Source organism: Corynebacterium sp. KPL2895 (assembly GCF_040225815.1).
In the GTDB taxonomy this organism is placed as follows: domain Bacteria; phylum Actinomycetota; class Actinomycetes; order Mycobacteriales; family Mycobacteriaceae; genus Corynebacterium; species Corynebacterium rhinophilum.
The window spans coordinates 74,077-88,881 of record NZ_JBEHFY010000005.1; the positions used below are offsets into that span (position 1 = coordinate 74,077).

A 14,805-nucleotide genomic window follows, 5' to 3' on the forward strand; every position below is an offset into this window, starting at 1 on the left:
GGAATTTATCCTTTCTGTGGTTAATTTATCGTGATCCAGTGTACGAGTGTTTGGTTTATGCCGCCACGTTCTGGGAACCGGTCTTGGACTCTGGAGCAGCCTTTTGAGCAGCTTGCTGGAAGGTTTTATTTGGCCAGAATTGCTTCATGGCCAAGACTGCGACGGTGGATACCGCCACGCCGGCAAGGATTGCGACCAGGTAAGCCCAGAACGGATCGATAGCGAAGGCAACGAAGACACCACCGTGCGGGGCACGGGACTCGACAGACAGCGCCATGGAGATAGCACCCGTCACGGCACCGCCGGCCATCATGGAAGGAATGACGCGGAACGGATCGGCCGCGGCGAACGGAATGGCGCCTTCGGAGACGAAGGACAGGCCGAGCAGCCAGGCGGACTTACCGTTTTCCTGCTCAGCAGGAGTAAACAGTGACTTGCGAATGAAGGTTGCCAAGGACAGCGCGATGGGCGGAACCATGCCGGCGGCCATGACAGCGGCCATGATTTGCATGGAGGCTGCATCGCCAGTGGACAATCCTGCGGTGGCAAAGAGGTAGGCGGCCTTGTTGACCGGGCCACCCAGGTCGACGCACATCATCAGGCCCAAGATGATGCCGAGCACTACGGCAGAAGACCCGGACATGGACGACAGCCAATCTTGCAGGCCCTCCATCAGCGCAGCCAGTGGGGCGCCCAGCAACAGGTACATCGCCAGGCCAACGACCAGGGAGGTCAAAAGCGGAATGATGACCACCGGCATGAGGGAACCGAGCCAGCGCGGGACCTTCCAATTGCCAATCCACAGGGCGATAAAGCCGGCCAACAAACCGGTCACCAAGCCCCCGATAAAGCCCGCGTCGAGCGTTACAGCGATAGCACCGCCGACGAAGCCCGGCGCAATACCCGGGCGCCCGGCCAGGGCGTAGGCGATATAGCCAGAAAGTGCGGCGACAATAAAGCCCATTGCGGCCTGGCCGATGGCAAAGAGCACTGCGCCTATATAAAGCGAGTAGCCGGAATGCTCGAACGACATCGTCTCGCCGTCGACGATGATGTCATTGCCCGGCAGGTTGGACAGGGAGTAATTGGTGGAAAGTGCCTGCCAGCCATTGGCCATATCGGCGCCACCGAAGAGGAATCCGAGGGCGAGCAGCAGGCCGCCGGCGGCAACGAACGGCACCATGTAGGACACACCGGTCATAATCGCCTGTTGGATGCGCTTGCCCCAACCCAGCGACTGGCCCTCTTCTTCGGCGGAGGAAGATGAGGCCGTGCCAGAGACCTTGCGGGCGTTCGGGTTCTTTGCCGCCGCAATGGCTTCATCGAGCATCTTGCCGGGCTCGTTGATGGCGCGCTTGACGCCGGATTCGATGACGGGTTTGCCCGCGAAGCGCTCGCGGTCGCGCACGCCGACGTCCGTGGCAAAGATGACGGCATCGGCAGCATCGATGGTGGACTGCGAGACCGATTCATTATTGGACGAGCCCTGGGTTTCGACGGTGAGATCGACGTCGTCGCGCTCGCCGGCGGTCTGGGTGAGGGCATCGGCAGCCATGTAGGTGTGCGCGATGCCGGTCGGGCAGGCCGTGATGGCAACGATGCGGGTAGCTTGTGCCGAGTCTCCCGCGCTTTCCGATGCCGCTTCCGCTGCCCCACCTGCAGCAGCCTCCGCGTTGTCCTGCTTTTTCTTCTTCGCTTTTTCCGCGTTGACGACGGCGAGGATTTCCTTGACGATTTCTTCCTTCGTCGTCGCGGTGCGCAGGGCCTCTAGGAAGTCCTTGCGCACGAGAGCGCGGGCGAGCTTGGAAAGAATCTGCAGGTGGGCCTTGCCGCCGCCAGCAGGTGCGGCAATGAGAAAGACTAACTGGGCATCGCCGTCGGGGCCGGAAAAATCCACGCCGCGGGACAGGCGGGCGAAAGCCAACGTCGGCTCGGTGACGGCCTCGGAACGGCAGTGGGGGATGGCCACGCCGCCTGGCACACCGGTGCCGGCCTTGGCTTCGCGGTCGATGGCGGGCTGGGCGAGGCCTTCGACCTCGGTTGCGCGCCCGGTATCGTGCACCAAGGTGGCGAGGTTGGTGATTACGGAATCGACGCTATCGCCGAAGTCGGCGTCGAGCGCTACCAGTTCGGTAGTGATGAGATCGGATGCCATGATGGAAGGCTCCTTTAGCTATAGAGCGGAGATGGAGGTGTGGGCGGTATCGAGTTCTTCGGGGTGGGGGAATTGGGTGCCCGGTTTTGCGGCCGCAGCGGTGCCATAAGCCACCGAGAGCGCAAGGGAATCTGCCGGTCCTTTCCCCTGCGTGCGCCCTAATAGGTATCCGGCCAACGCGGCATCACCCGCGCCGACCGTGGATTTCACCGTGGCAGGAGGCGGGGTGGCAGCCCATGCGCCGTCTGCGTTTACCAGCACGGCGCCGGCGCCGCCGAGGGTGACAAGCACTTCCTTGATGCTGCGCTTCACGACATCTCTAGCAGCCTCCACGACCGGGCTATAGTCTCCGGCCGCAGCGGCGCGCTCGAGGGCGAGGCCATCCTGACCGGTGAGCTGCCCCAGTTCGAAGCCGTTGGGTTTGATGAGATCCGGGGCTGCGGAATCGAGCTGCTCGGCGATGGCCTTCATCGGGGCATCGGAGGTATCGACGGCGATGCGCGCCTGCGGGGCGGCAGTGCGGATTTCCTTGATGAGGTCGGTATACCACCCGGCGTCAACACCCTTGGGAAGCGATCCGGCAAGGGCTACCCAATCGGCGGATTGGGCGTGGCGGGTAAGGGTGGCGATGAGGTGGTTTTGGGTGGCATCGGAAAGCAGCGGGCCAGGGCCATTGACCTTGGTGGTCGTGCCATCTGGCTCGGTGATGGTGGTATTGACGCGCACACCGCCATCCATGTCCACGTGGGCGTAGGGGAGGTCGACGTCGTGGATGAGGTTGATGAACGGATCGGCCGCGCGGGCGGGGAAGAGGGCTAGGGTTTCTTTCCCGGCGAGGTGAACCGCGTGGGCGACGTTGACGCCTTTACCGCCCGCAACCTGGGTAACACTGGCGGCGCGGTGAACATCGCCTGAGGTTAAAGGCTGATTGAGCGCCAGGGTGGCGTCGATGCTTGGGTTTGGGGTGAGCGTGAGGATCATCGAGAACTTATCCCTTTCGCAGAGTGCGTATATTGGGGGCCACACGCAGTCGGTCCGGTTGGAACACGCGCTTAAGCCCGCCATTAATGTTTATTCTTGCCCGATTGTGTTGGAAAGTCAATAGAAACCGTGTGGCATACATTGCATTTCTGTTGGATTTGTGATGATCTGGAAATAAATAAGCCGCTATCTTCGAAGGAAGTATCGCCATGGAAAATACGCTTCAGTCCACTGTTAAAGGAACCGGCGTTGTTGCTGGAGTCGCCTATGCAGAAGCCGTATGGGTCCGCCCCCGCCCGGACCTGCCTACTGAAGGAAGTATTGACCAAGAGGCCAACAGCGAAGCCGAATACGATCGCTTCCTCGAGGCAGTCGATATCGTTGCCAGCCGCTTGGAAAACCGCGCCGCAGCCGCGGAGGGCCAAGCCTCGGAAGTGCTGACCGCAACCGCCGGCATGGTCAAGGACCGCGGCTGGCACAAGGCCGTGCGCAAGAACATCCGCTCCGGCAAGAATGCCGAGTTCGCCACGGTGGGAGCCACGGACAAGTTCGTCACCATGTTTGAGGCGGCCGGCGGCGTTATGGCTGAGCGCACCACCGATCTGAAGGACGTGCGCGACCGCGTCATCGCCCAGCTGCGCGGCGAGCAGGAGCCCGGTTTGCCCATGGTGGAAGGCCAAGCGGTACTTTTTGCCGATGACCTCGCGCCTGCCGATACCGCCACCCTGGATACCGCGCATATCCGCGCACTCGTCACCGAGCTGGGCGGGCCCACCAGCCACACCGCGATCATCGCTCGCCAGCTCGATATTCCGTGCATCGTTGCCGTGGGAAACAAGCTGCGCGAGATTGAAAGCGGCACGCTCGTCTTCGTCGACGGTGCGCTTGGAACCGTGACGCTGGGCGCGGACGAGGCAGAATCCACCAAGGCGGTCGAAGAATATCGCGAGCGCGCCGCCCGCGTTGCCGAATGGACTGGACCAGCGCAAACCAAGGACGGCCACCGCGTGCAGCTTTTGGCCAACGTGGCCGATGGCAACGCCGCCCGCATCGCCTCCGACTCGCAGGCAGAGGGGATTGGCCTCTACCGCACGGAGCTGTCGTTCCTATCCGCTAGCGAGGAGCCTTCCGTTGACGAGCAAGCAAAGATTTACAGAAAGGTCTTCAACGCCTACCCCGATTCCAAGGTCGTGGTGCGCACCTTAGATGCTGGTTCCGATAAACCGATTTCTTATGCCACGCTGTCCTCTGAGGAGAACCCGGCATTGGGCGTGCGCGGCCTGCGCATTGCCCGCGATAATGAGTCCCTCTTGACTCGCCAGTTGGATGCCATCGCACAGGCTGCGGAGTCCCGCGGCGAAGCTGCCGAGACCTGGGTCATGGCACCGATGGTGGCGACCTCGAAGGAGGCCCAGTGGTTTGCGGAGCTGTGCCGGGAGCGCGGCCTGACCGCGGGCGCAATGATTGAAGTTCCCGCGGCTGCGCTGATGGCGGATAAGATCATGCCGCACTTGGACTTCGTATCCATCGGCACCAACGATCTCACCCAGTACACGATGGCCGCTGACCGCTTGTCGCCACAGCTTGCTTACCTCACCGATCCGTGGCAGCCGGCCGTGCTTCGTCTGATCCAGCACACCTGCATCGCTGGACACGAATACAACGTCCCAGTTGGCGTCTGCGGTGAGGCCGCGGCCGATCCGCTACTGGCCTGCGTATTGACCGGCCTTGGCGTCAACTCCTTGTCGGCTGCGTCCACCGCAGTCGCCGGCGTCGGTGCCCAATTAGCCGAGTTGACCTTCGACCAGTGCCAGCAGCTTGCCGATGCCGCCCTCAATTCCGAAGGCCCCTCCGCCGCCCGTGCCGCGGCGATGGAGCAGATAGAAAAATTCAACTAGCGGCATAAAGCTTCGCCCTCCCCACCTCGGCGCCGAGGCAGGGAGGGCGAAGTCGTGTGCGGCCTGGATCTATTCGCTGGCTAACACAACGTCTATCTCGCGCTCGCGGAGAGCATCGACGAAGGATTCCGGCGTGCCGGAATCAGTGATGACGACATCGATATCGGCAATGGAAGCGAAGCTCACCAGGTAGTCGTTGCCCAATTTGCTGGAATCGCACATGACCACGACCTTGTGGGCATTCGTGACGAAGGCGGATTTGATGGCTGCTTCTTGGGAATCGGCCGTAGACAAGCCGTGATCGAGGGTCAGGGCATTGGTGCCGATAAAGGCGACATCGGCACGCATGAGCGCCATGGTGCGCAAGGCGGTATCGCCGACGACGGCCTGAGTGATTGCGCGTACGGTTCCGCCGAGGAGCTGGACATCGGGGACGCCACTATTGGCGAGGGACAGCGCAATGGGCAGGCTATTGGAGACGATATTGAACTGCGCTTGCGGGTATTGCTGGCTGATGAGCTCGGCAAAGGTATTGATGGTGGTGCCGGCGTCCAAAAAAATGCTGCCGCCGCCAGGGGGAAGGAAATCGAGCGCGGCATGCGCGATGGCGGCCTTGGCCCCCGATGCGGATCGCTGACGGGTATCGAGCGTGAGCTCTGCGGTTTGGAAGGCTTGCGAAGCAACGGCGCCGCCGTGCACGCGGTGGACAACGCCCTCTCTATCCAGCACAGCTAGGTCGCGGCGGATGGTTTCGGCAGTCACATCGAAACGCTCTGATAAATCGGTGACATTAACGCGACCCTCGACAGCAGTTTGGGACGCGATTTGGCGGCGTCGCTCCTCTGCGTACACGGACCCTCCTTGCTCCTTGCCTTCGGCCGGGCGGTTACTCCATTTGCGTATGCAGGTGCGCGGTGAAAGCTATATGATGTGGGATTTCTTCCTCCATTGTGTCAAAATTCAGCGGTAATCGGACGAAAACAAAAATGCAGGTTTGTGCGGCTGTCCGTTTTTGAACAAAACTTGCTGGTCAGTAAGCAATATTTCACCTTGATGAAAGTCAGACCAATTAGCGGTTAACTTACGGATCCGTTATTTCGGGGGTGCTTTATCAATAGGGAGCCCGAGTTCAAGTTGGTTTTGTGGGGCGTGATTGTATGGATGAACGGTCTTAAACTTCGGTAAAACTGGTACGCCCTGCTCTCCAAGTCGGGGAGACAGGGCTGTGCGAGTGGGTCGAAAGAATGCGTTTCAAGGAAGCGGGCGCAGAATACAGGTAGCGGTTATGGCCGCTGGTGAAGAACCGGCGTACAGCGAGTTCACATCTGCCTGGCGCGACTTAGAGCTTGCGGAAGACGGATACTACCTTGCCCATAATCTCTGCATCGTCGCCGTTGATGGGTGGGTAGGCATCATTGTGGGGAAGGAGCCACACGCCGGAGGAGTCGCGGTGGAATTCCTTGACGGTGGCCTCGGAGTCATCGAGAAGCGCGGCGACAAACTCGCCTTCCTCAGCCACTGACTGCGACCGGATGATGACCCAGTCGCCGTTAAGGATGCCGGCATCCTGCATGGAATCACCCACAACCTGCAACATATAAAGCTCGCCGCCGCCGACGACCTCGTCCGGCATGGGGAAATACGTATCAATATTTTCCTCTGCGGTGATCGGTGCACCGGCGGCAATGCGTCCCACGACTGGAATATAAGCTACGGCAGCGGACTCTTCAGGGCTGCGGGCAGAGGTATCGGTGGCCTCTTTAGATTTACGACCTGGTTTCTTTTCGCCGTCGTCAGTATTGAGGTGACGCACATCGACCGCGCGTGGCTTATTAGGATCGCGGCGCAAGAAGCCCTTTTCTTCCAGCTGCTTGAGCTGATAGGCCACGGACGAGGTGGATTGCAGGCCTGCGGCATCGCCAATTTCGCGGATGCTGGGTGGGTAGCCGCGTAACATCACCGCATCGCTGATGACGTTCAGGATGCGGCGTTGCCTTTCGGAAAGAGAAGCGTAATCGTTCTTTGCGTTGCTTGCTTTTTTGCGGCCCATGTGCGGCTCCTAGCTAGGGGTCTGAGGTTCTGCGGTCGTGGCTTGAAAAGGGGACTGGGTGGCAGTTGCGTGCCATAACCCATTTGTAGCACGAAAAGTACAGGCGTTCGAGATTTGCACACAAAACTGGACAGGTTTTCGAAGGAATGCTATAAATCGAACATAGAATCAATCTCGAACACAGGAGCGACATTATGCTTCTGTCGTGTCAAGGGGCCGCTTTAGACTTACGGCGGTCGTCGAAAGGAAAGAAATGTCTCAACTACTTAACTCTCGCAATAACATGGTTAAACAGCACTCGGTACGTCCACAGATCGTACCTTCAGCCGCTATCTGGGATATTGATGATCGTAGGTGGGGTGCTCAGCATCCCCGCTCTGAAAGAGGAAAAATTAGGACACTAGATTCTGAATATCGAACGAATTCTAAAGGGGATTCGAATATGTGGACTGAAGAGTATTCGTTGCCTAATGTGGCGAACAAGACGATCGAAGAAGACGATGCCCAGAGTTCACGCAAGAATTATCTCCTTGGTGCTGTGTTCGGCGCTGCGGTATTTTTTGGCACGGTCGTCGGCGGATTGATGGGCACGAGCGCTGAGGCACCGACTGAACCTGGCGCTTCGGTACAGCAAGTAGAAGCAGCGCTCGTTCAGTAATGCATCTAGTACTTAAGCGAGCGTTGGGAGGGCTTTAGGCTTGGCGTCTTTTTTGCCATCAGCTTGCCTTCCTCTGATTAGACGAGACCTGCTCACTTAACGAGGCAGGCATGCCGGTAACAGGAGTCTGGTGTATTGGCGTCTGAATCCTGGTTTGGCCTCGGGGTAAACTAAGCCGAGAAGCTAAAATAGCGAAAGGACTAGCGTGTACTGCCCGTTTTGCCATAACGAACAATCCCGCGTTATTGACTCTCGCGTGGTTGATGCAGGCGCATCGATACGGCGCCGCCGCGAGTGTGCTTCGTGTAAAGGGCGTTTTACCACTGTGGAAAAGGCCGTACTGCTGGTCGTTAAGAGAAACGGCCTTGCAGAACCATTTAGCAGGGACAAACTCATTCGGGGTGTCAGGCGCGCTTGCCAGGGCCGAGATGTTAGCGATGATGCCCTTAAGAAGTTGGCACAAGAAGTTGAGGAAACAGTGCGGGGCCATGGGTCATCGCAGGTTAACGCCAACGAAATTGGGCTTGCGATCCTTGAGCCGCTGCGCGACCTAGACGAGGTCGCATATCTGCGCTTTGCCTCGGTATATAAATCTTTCGAGAGCGCGGACGATTTTGAATCGGAGATTCGACTGATGCGGCGACGCGATCGCGGGGACCTTTAAAATGCGGGGCTTATGGCGGTTTCTTAGCAGTTATACGGCCATGCGAGTGCAGGTTTAGAGCAGTTTTAGCTGGCTTTTTGCATCATTATTTCGCTGTGGTCGGCTAATTCTCATGGCGCCGGCGGCCAAGAGAACGGATTTCCTTGTGGTTCGTCGGCAGCGGCGCATGGGCGGCAGTTGTGTTTGGGCTGCGGCGATAGTCGGCTGGCGGTTTTGGTTAGCCAGCCGACCGACCAGCGATGGCGGGAGCGGAGTTCTCAGCGGGTGACGGGGACTCGAGGTGCTGGGAGGTCAGCGCAGTTTATCCACTGCCTTCTGGATCCTCCGCAGGGATACCGCGTGCGCCGTTCCGAGGCGCTGGGCGAATAGCGAGACCCGCAATTCCTCGATCATCCAGTGGAGGTCCTTGACCTCGCGCGTCTTTTCACGACCCGCGGGGAGGTTGCGCAGCCGGTTTGCCAGGTAGGCCATGGCGTTATCTACCTCGGCCTGACGGTCGGCATCGCGATCTGGGTCGAGCGACAGGTCTTCCAAGCGGATCCGCATTGCCTGGATGTAGCGGGGAAGGTGTCGCAGGTGCGCGGCTCCGTGCACGGTGATGGCATTCGGCGGGAGAAGGAAAGCGAGTTGCTTTTCCATATCGTCGATGGCGGGACCGTCCCAGTGAGAAAGCTCGGCGCGGAGATTGGAATACTCAGCCAGGCCGGGGGCTATCGAAACAATTGATTGCCGCACGCGGCCGGGGACCTGTGGTTTTACGGAATCCTTGAGCTCGGTAAACGCCTCTGGGGAGCGCACGGGGCCGCCGGCTTCGAGCATGAGGTCACGGATTGCCGCGACGCGTGCGTCATTGACCAGCCCGTCGGCACCGCCATGCGGATAAGAGTCCACGGCGACGCGCTGTTGCAAGGGCAGCCCCTTGACCATTTGCGCGGTCGAGACAGAAATTTCGCGCATCAAGAGCGTGAGGGTGGTGGTGACCATGGCGGCATCGGCAGCGGCCTTGGTGGGGTGAACCTTAAGCTCCACGCCGTCTTTGGTGGCCACCAGCGCTGGGTAGGCGGTGACTTCGTGGCCGTCAACGGTGGTGGTGACGGTCTCGTCAACGGTGCCGAGGGTATCGTCGGTCCACTCGCTGACTGCGGTCGATTCGGCGGTGCGGCTAACTTGAGAGACGGACGATTTGATGTGCCCGGCCTGGCGCTCGCGCAGGGCGGCAAGGTCCCTATCGGAGTCGATGATGGTGCCACGCTTGTCGATGGCCGCGTAGTTCATCCGCAAATGATCCGGCAACTTGTCCGGTTGGAAGTCGGAGGCGTTGATGCCGTGGCCACCGAGCTCGCGTAGGACATCGGCAAGCTGCTGGGTAAGGGGGCCTTCGAAGGGAATGAGCCGGTCCATGGCGCGTTCGGCAAATTCCGGGGCTGGCACGACCGTGCGCCGCAGGGCCTTGGGAAGGGAACGAATAAGTTCGTTGACGAGCTCGAATCGCAGGCCGGGAACGAGCCAATCGAAGCCTTCGGTATCAAGCCCGGCAAGCATGGGCACAGGCACCATCACGGTGACGCCATCGAGCGGGTCGCCGGGTTCGAACCTATAGGTCAGCTCGTAATCGATGGATCCCTTGCGCCAGTGATCTGGGAAGGAGACTTCGGTTACGTCGTGGGAGTCATCGACAAGCGTGGCTGGGTCGAAATTCAGCAGATCGGGTTCCTGGCGGCGCTTTTTCTTCCACCAGGAATCGAAATGGCGGCCCGTGGTGACCTTGGCGGGAATGCGCTGGTCATAGAAATCGAAGAGGGTATCCTCATCCACGATAAGGCCGCGGCGGCGGGCCTTTTCCTCGTATTCGGCCGCTTCATCAAGGGCCTGCGCGTTTGCCTTGAGGAAGTCGTGGTGCGCGTTCCACTCGCCGGCGATAAGCGCATTGCGGATGAACATATCGCGCGCCGCGACGGGATCCACGCGGTGATAGGGCACGGTGCGATCCGCGACGATGGGCACGCCGTAGAGCGTGGACTTCTGGTGTGCGATGGCGGCCGCGCGCTTGCGGGACCACGTGGGATCGGAATAGTTGTGTTTAAGCAGATCGGCGCCAAGCTTTTCCACCCACGCCGGATCGATGGCGGCAACATCGCGGGCCCAAAGCCGAGAGGTTTCGACGAGCTCTGCTGCCATGAGGAACTCCGGCGGCTTTTTGGCCAAGGCGGAACCTGGAAAGACAAGGAAGCGAGTATTGCGGGCGCCGTGGAATTCCTTGGAATTGCCGTCGCGGGCACCAATATTGGAAAGCAGCCCGGATAGCAGCGCAATATGAATATCGTCGGCGCGGCGCTCGGTGCCCCCTTGGTAGTCCCAACCCAATTGCTTGGAGACGTCTTTGAGCTGGCGGACCAAGTCGAACCACTCGCGGATGCGCATGTAGTGGAGAAACTCCTGCTTCATGCGCTTGCGGAATTTATTGCCTGATTGCTCATTGCGGGTCTGTTTGATGTAATCCCACAACTTCAGCATGGACAAAAAGTCAGAGGTCTTGTCCTTAAAGCGCGCGTGCGCTTGATCAGCTTGCGCTTGGTACTCCAGCGGGCGTTCGCGCACGTCTTGGATGGTCATGGCGGCAACGATGACGATGACATCGTGGAGGCAGCCGTTGGTATGGGCCTCGATAAGCATGCGTGCCATGCGGGGATCGAGTGGGATGCGGGCCAAATTGCGGCCGGTTTCGGTCAGCGCCGGTTTCTCGTGCTTGTCTTGGAGGGCACCGAGCTCGTGGAGGAGGTTGAGGCCATCGCGAATGGCCTTGAACTCGGGTGGCTGGAGGAAGGGGAATTTCTCGATATCGCCGAGCTTGAGCGAGACCATCTGCAAAATGACGCTGGCCAGGTTGGTGCGCAGGATTTCCGGATCAGTAAACTCTGGTCGGCTTTGAAAGTCTTGCTCGCTGTAGAGGCGGATAGCGATGCCATCGGCGACGCGGCCGCACCTACCCGAGCGCTGATTGGCAGAGGCCTGCGAAATGGGCTCGATGGGCAGGCGTTGTACCTTGGTCCGCGTGGAATAGCGCGAGATACGCGCGGTGCCGGTATCCACGACATAGCGGATTCCGGGTACGGTCAGCGAGGTTTCGGCGATATTGGTAGCCAAAACGATGCGCCGCCCGCGGTGATTGCTAAATACGCGGTGTTGTTCCTGGTTGGATAGGCGCCCGAAGAGGGGCGCGACCTCGACGTTCTTCCATTTTTTGGCCTCGATTGCTTCCATGGCATCGCGGATATCGCGCTCGCCTGGGAAAAAGCAGAGGATATCGCCGTCGCCTTCTGCCATGAGCTCCTCGATGGCCTCGGTTAAGCCATCGAGCGGGTCTTGATCCACCAGCTTTCCACCGGCCTCGAATTCGAGGGGACGGTAGCGGATTTCTACCGGGTATGTGCGCCCGGAGACTTCAATGATGGGCGCGGGGGTGCCATCGGGTTGGGCGAAGTGCTCGGCAAAACTTTCCGGATCGATCGTCGCGGAGGTGATGATCACTTTGAGATCGGGCCGCTTGGGAAGCAACCGCTTGAGATACCCCAAGAGGAAGTCGATATTCAAAGAGCGCTCGTGTGCCTCATCGATAATGATGGTGTCGTACTTATTAAGGAAGCGATCGCGCTGCATTTCCGCTAGCAGGATGCCGTCCGTCATGAGTTTTACGGCGGTGGTATCAGAGACCTGGTCATCGAAGCGGATGGCGTAGCCCACCGACTCCCCAATGTCTTGGTCGAGCTCGGAGGCGATGCGCTCGGCGACGGTCCGCGCGGCGATGCGGCGCGGCTGGGTGTGGCCGATGAGTCCGCGGCGGCCTCGGCCGATGTCGAGGCAGATCTTGGGGATCTGCGTGGTCTTACCAGAACCGGTTTCACCGGCAATGATGACTACCTGGTTTTCTTCAATCGCGGCGGCAATATCGTCCTTGCGGCCGCTGACCGGCAGGGAATCGGGGTAGGTGAGTGGGGGAACGGCGGCATCGACAAGCGCGAGGCGATCTGCGGCGGCCTGGATATCCTGGCCAATTTCGCGCAGGGCCTTGGGGGCGCGTGCCTTCGATAGGCGGCGGCGGAAGCTGCGGGCCTCGGCGATGGTGACGTTGTCTAATGCTGCAAAAAGTTCATCGCGGCTAGGGGCCGGCGACGTCGTGGTTTCATGCTGTGTCATGGCTAATTAATGAGCTTACCCCGGTTACGTGGAGTGGAAAAAGTTGCTATTGTGAAAATACTTGTCTAAAAGATATTTTTCTCGTTGCACCCAACCCGAATATAGAAGGAAGGCACCGCTGATGAACGACAAAAACTCCGGTGGAAATGACGATTTTCCCCGCTATGAACCGACTGATCACCCGGAGGATCAGCCGAGCTACGGAAGCCTGCCGTCCTATGGCGGCAGCCACGAGAGCGGCAGCTACGAAAGCTCCGGCAATCAAGGATATGCGGGCTACCAAGCACAGGACAATACCGTAAATTCCGGCGGATTTACCGGAAAGCCCTCGGCCATTGATTCGATTTCGTGGGCCTTTCGCACGGTGTTTAAGAACTGGAAACTGTGGATACTCGGTGCCTTGCTCGTTGGCGTCATTGTCATAGCAGTCTCCGGAGTGAGCCTGGCCGTTGCTCCCGCAGAGGGCGCGGATGCCTCCGGTGCGGGATCCATTGTGCAAATCGTGTCCTACGTGATCATGGTCGTCGTCAGCTTGTTGGCGATGCGACTGGCGCTTTTCCAGATCGATGACCCGCGTACTGGGTGGAGCTATGTGGGCAAGGACGTGCGGTGGTGGCAGCCACTGGTGATCATGATCATCATCGGTATTATTTCCTCGGTAGTAATGTTCATCTTCGTTGGTGGCTCGATCTTCCTCGGCCCAGACGCGGGCGCCGACGCCACCGAGGACGAGGCGTTGGAAGCCATGGCGAGCTTTTTCGGAGTCATGGCTGTAGTGGCTCTCATCGGCCTATTCATCCAGCCGCTTTATATGCTGATGCAATGGTTTGCAGCCGACGGTGACGGGGTTGGCCAAGCCATTAAGAACGGTTTTAAGGCCGGTAAAGGAAACTACGGCCAGCTCCTGCTGCTGACGGTGCTCAACGCGCTGATTATGATTGCCGGCGGCATCCTGTTGCTGGTTGGCTTGATTGTGGCCGTACCGGTTACCTTACTGGCTACGGCTTACTTGTTCCGCCAGTGTGCAGGCCGCGCGACCGGCCAAACTGCGTAAGCGCTTTAGCATTATTTAAGGCCACCGAGGCATTGCTTCGGTGGCCTTAATCGTGTGTGGCGGTTTTATCCCTCCAGCGAGCGTGCGAGGGCATTTTCATAAGCGGCGGTAATCAGGGTGCCGAATTCGCGGAACTCTTCACTGCGTGCGGCAGAGGAGCGGAAGACGAGGCCGATTTCGCGCTCAGCGGTGACATCGGGATCGAAGTAGGCGATGCCGAGGTTCTTGCCGTGGCATTCGGTGGCCAATGCGGACTTGGGGATAAGGGTGCAGCCGAGCCCGCCCATGACCAGCTGCATAATGGTGGTAAGCGATGAGGCACGCGTGACGGAATTGGTTGCTTCCGCCGGGTTGACGTGGGCGTGCCGGCAGAGATCGACGATTTGGTCGCGGAGACAGTGGCCATCGTCAAGCAGCAGCAAATCCAAGTCCCGCAGCTCCGCCACCTGGACGTCCGTACGCCCGGCGATGGGGTGATCGGGCGGGCTGACGATGGCGAAGTCCTCGGTGTACAGCGGGCTGTCGACCATGCCCGTGGCCTCTGAAGGCAGCGCAAGGACGGCTAAATCGAGGTTGCCGTTGCGCAGGCGCGCGATGAGGTGCTGGGTTTGCTCCTCCACAAAGCGCGGCTCAAGCTCCGGGTAGGTCTCCGTAATCTTCGCCAACAAATCCGGGAGGATATACGGGGCGATGGTCGGGATAACGCCAATGGTAAGCGGGCCGGACAGCGTGCCGTGGGCGCCGCGGGCGTGCGCGAGAAAGGTATCGGCGGCCTCAAGTGTGGATTTGGCATAAGGCAATAGGGTTTCACCGGCCGAGGTTACGATGACCTTGCGGGTAGAGCGCTCGATGAGCTGCACGCCGAGCCCCTGCTCGAGTGCCACGAGGCCCTGGGAGAGGGAGGGCTGAGAGATCTCCAGCTTGGCGGCAGCGGTGCCGAAGTGCTTGTTTTCCGCCACGGTGACAAACGTGCGCAGCTGGGCAAGTGTTGGTCGATACTCTTTATTATGCATGCCTATCACTCTAACATTTATCTATAGGATTAGCTATTGACGTGACCGGAATTAATGGTATTGTCTTTGGTGTTGGGCCGGAGAGGGTCCGGCCCGTGGTCCTCGGTACGGGACCGTCAGAAACTTGAAAAAGATTAC

10 protein-coding genes are annotated in these 14,805 nt (G+C 59.5%); 4 read left to right on the plus strand and 6 right to left on the minus strand.

Annotated elements, in window-relative coordinates:
- Window positions 1-55: 55 nt before the first annotated feature.
- Both ABRP95_RS03470 and ABRP95_RS03475 read right to left on the minus strand, forming a co-directional pair.
- Window positions 56-2,155: a PTS fructose transporter subunit IIABC gene (locus ABRP95_RS03470; RefSeq protein WP_349838956.1), complete on the minus strand. Its 2,100-nt coding sequence runs from the start codon at window positions 2,153-2,155 to the stop codon at window positions 56-58.
- Between the two features lie 18 nt (window positions 2,156-2,173).
- Entirely contained in the window at window positions 2,174-3,136 is a 963-nt protein-coding gene (locus ABRP95_RS03475; RefSeq protein ID WP_284769658.1) for a 1-phosphofructokinase family hexose kinase, read from the minus strand.
- Between the two features lie 209 nt (window positions 3,137-3,345).
- Between ABRP95_RS03475 and ptsP the strand changes: the two genes are divergently transcribed.
- Window positions 3,346-5,034, plus strand: a complete 1,689-nt coding sequence (gene ptsP, locus ABRP95_RS03480) for a phosphoenolpyruvate--protein phosphotransferase (RefSeq protein WP_296087142.1) — start codon at window positions 3,346-3,348, stop codon at window positions 5,032-5,034.
- Between the two features lie 69 nt (window positions 5,035-5,103).
- Here the strand turns inward: ptsP and sugR are convergent, their stop codons facing one another.
- On the minus strand, window positions 5,104-5,886 hold the full coding sequence (gene sugR / locus ABRP95_RS03485; protein WP_296087144.1) for a transcriptional regulator SugR: 783 nt from the start codon (window positions 5,884-5,886) through the stop codon (window positions 5,104-5,106).
- Between the two features lie 487 nt (window positions 5,887-6,373).
- Window positions 6,374-7,084: a transcriptional repressor LexA gene (gene lexA, locus ABRP95_RS03490; protein ID WP_296087146.1), complete on the minus strand. Its 711-nt coding sequence runs from the start codon at window positions 7,082-7,084 to the stop codon at window positions 6,374-6,376.
- Window positions 7,085-7,337: 253 nt separating this feature from the next.
- On the opposite strand from lexA, the gene ABRP95_RS03495 reads away from it, so the two are divergent.
- Together ABRP95_RS03495 and nrdR are read left to right on the plus strand one after the other, a co-directional pair.
- Window positions 7,338-7,742 carry a hypothetical protein gene (locus tag ABRP95_RS03495; protein WP_296087147.1) on the plus strand — a complete coding sequence of 135 codons (405 nt, stop codon included), beginning with the start codon at window positions 7,338-7,340 and terminating at the stop codon, window positions 7,740-7,742.
- Window positions 7,743-7,947: 205 nt separating this feature from the next.
- Window positions 7,948-8,406, plus strand: coding sequence for a transcriptional regulator NrdR (nrdR, locus tag ABRP95_RS03500; protein ID WP_023017363.1), 459 nt, complete (start codon window positions 7,948-7,950; stop codon window positions 8,404-8,406).
- Window positions 8,407-8,697: 291 nt separating this feature from the next.
- Here nrdR and hrpA read toward each other — a convergent pair whose 3' ends face one another.
- Window positions 8,698-12,600: an ATP-dependent RNA helicase HrpA gene (gene hrpA / locus ABRP95_RS03505; protein WP_349838957.1), complete on the minus strand. Its 3,903-nt coding sequence runs from the start codon at window positions 12,598-12,600 to the stop codon at window positions 8,698-8,700.
- Window positions 12,601-12,721: 121 nt separating this feature from the next.
- Here hrpA and ABRP95_RS03510 point away from each other — a divergent pair, with 121 nt between their 5' ends.
- Window positions 12,722-13,654 carry a hypothetical protein gene (locus ABRP95_RS03510; RefSeq protein ID WP_296087153.1) on the plus strand — a complete coding sequence of 311 codons (933 nt, stop codon included), beginning with the start codon at window positions 12,722-12,724 and terminating at the stop codon, window positions 13,652-13,654.
- A gap of 65 nt (window positions 13,655-13,719) precedes the next feature.
- On the opposite strand, the gene ABRP95_RS03515 is transcribed toward ABRP95_RS03510, so the two are convergent.
- Window positions 13,720-14,667, minus strand: coding sequence for a LysR substrate-binding domain-containing protein (locus ABRP95_RS03515; RefSeq protein WP_284782100.1), 948 nt, complete (start codon window positions 14,665-14,667; stop codon window positions 13,720-13,722).
- Window positions 14,668-14,805: the final 138 nt, after the last annotated feature.

Excerpts from the sequence above, each read along its gene's own strand:
- ptsP (WP_296087142.1), top strand. The coding sequence starts at position 3,346 with ATGGAAAATACGCTTCAGTCCACTGTTAAAGGAACCGGCGTTGTTGCT.
- ABRP95_RS03475 (WP_284769658.1), bottom strand. The coding sequence starts at position 3,136 with ATGATCCTCACGCTCACCCCAAACCCAAGCATCGACGCCACCCTGGCG.
- lexA (WP_296087146.1), bottom strand. The coding sequence starts at position 7,084 with ATGGGCCGCAAAAAAGCAAGCAACGCAAAGAACGATTACGCTTCTCTT.
- ABRP95_RS03510 (WP_296087153.1), top strand. The coding sequence starts at position 12,722 with ATGAACGACAAAAACTCCGGTGGAAATGACGATTTTCCCCGCTATGAA.
- ABRP95_RS03470 (WP_349838956.1), bottom strand. The coding sequence starts at position 2,155 with ATGGCATCCGATCTCATCACTACCGAACTGGTAGCGCTCGACGCCGAC.
- ABRP95_RS03495 (WP_296087147.1), top strand. The coding sequence starts at position 7,338 with ATGTCTCAACTACTTAACTCTCGCAATAACATGGTTAAACAGCACTCG.
- hrpA (WP_349838957.1), bottom strand. The coding sequence starts at position 12,600 with ATGACACAGCATGAAACCACGACGTCGCCGGCCCCTAGCCGCGATGAA.
- ABRP95_RS03515 (WP_284782100.1), bottom strand. The coding sequence starts at position 14,667 with ATGCATAATAAAGAGTATCGACCAACACTTGCCCAGCTGCGCACGTTT.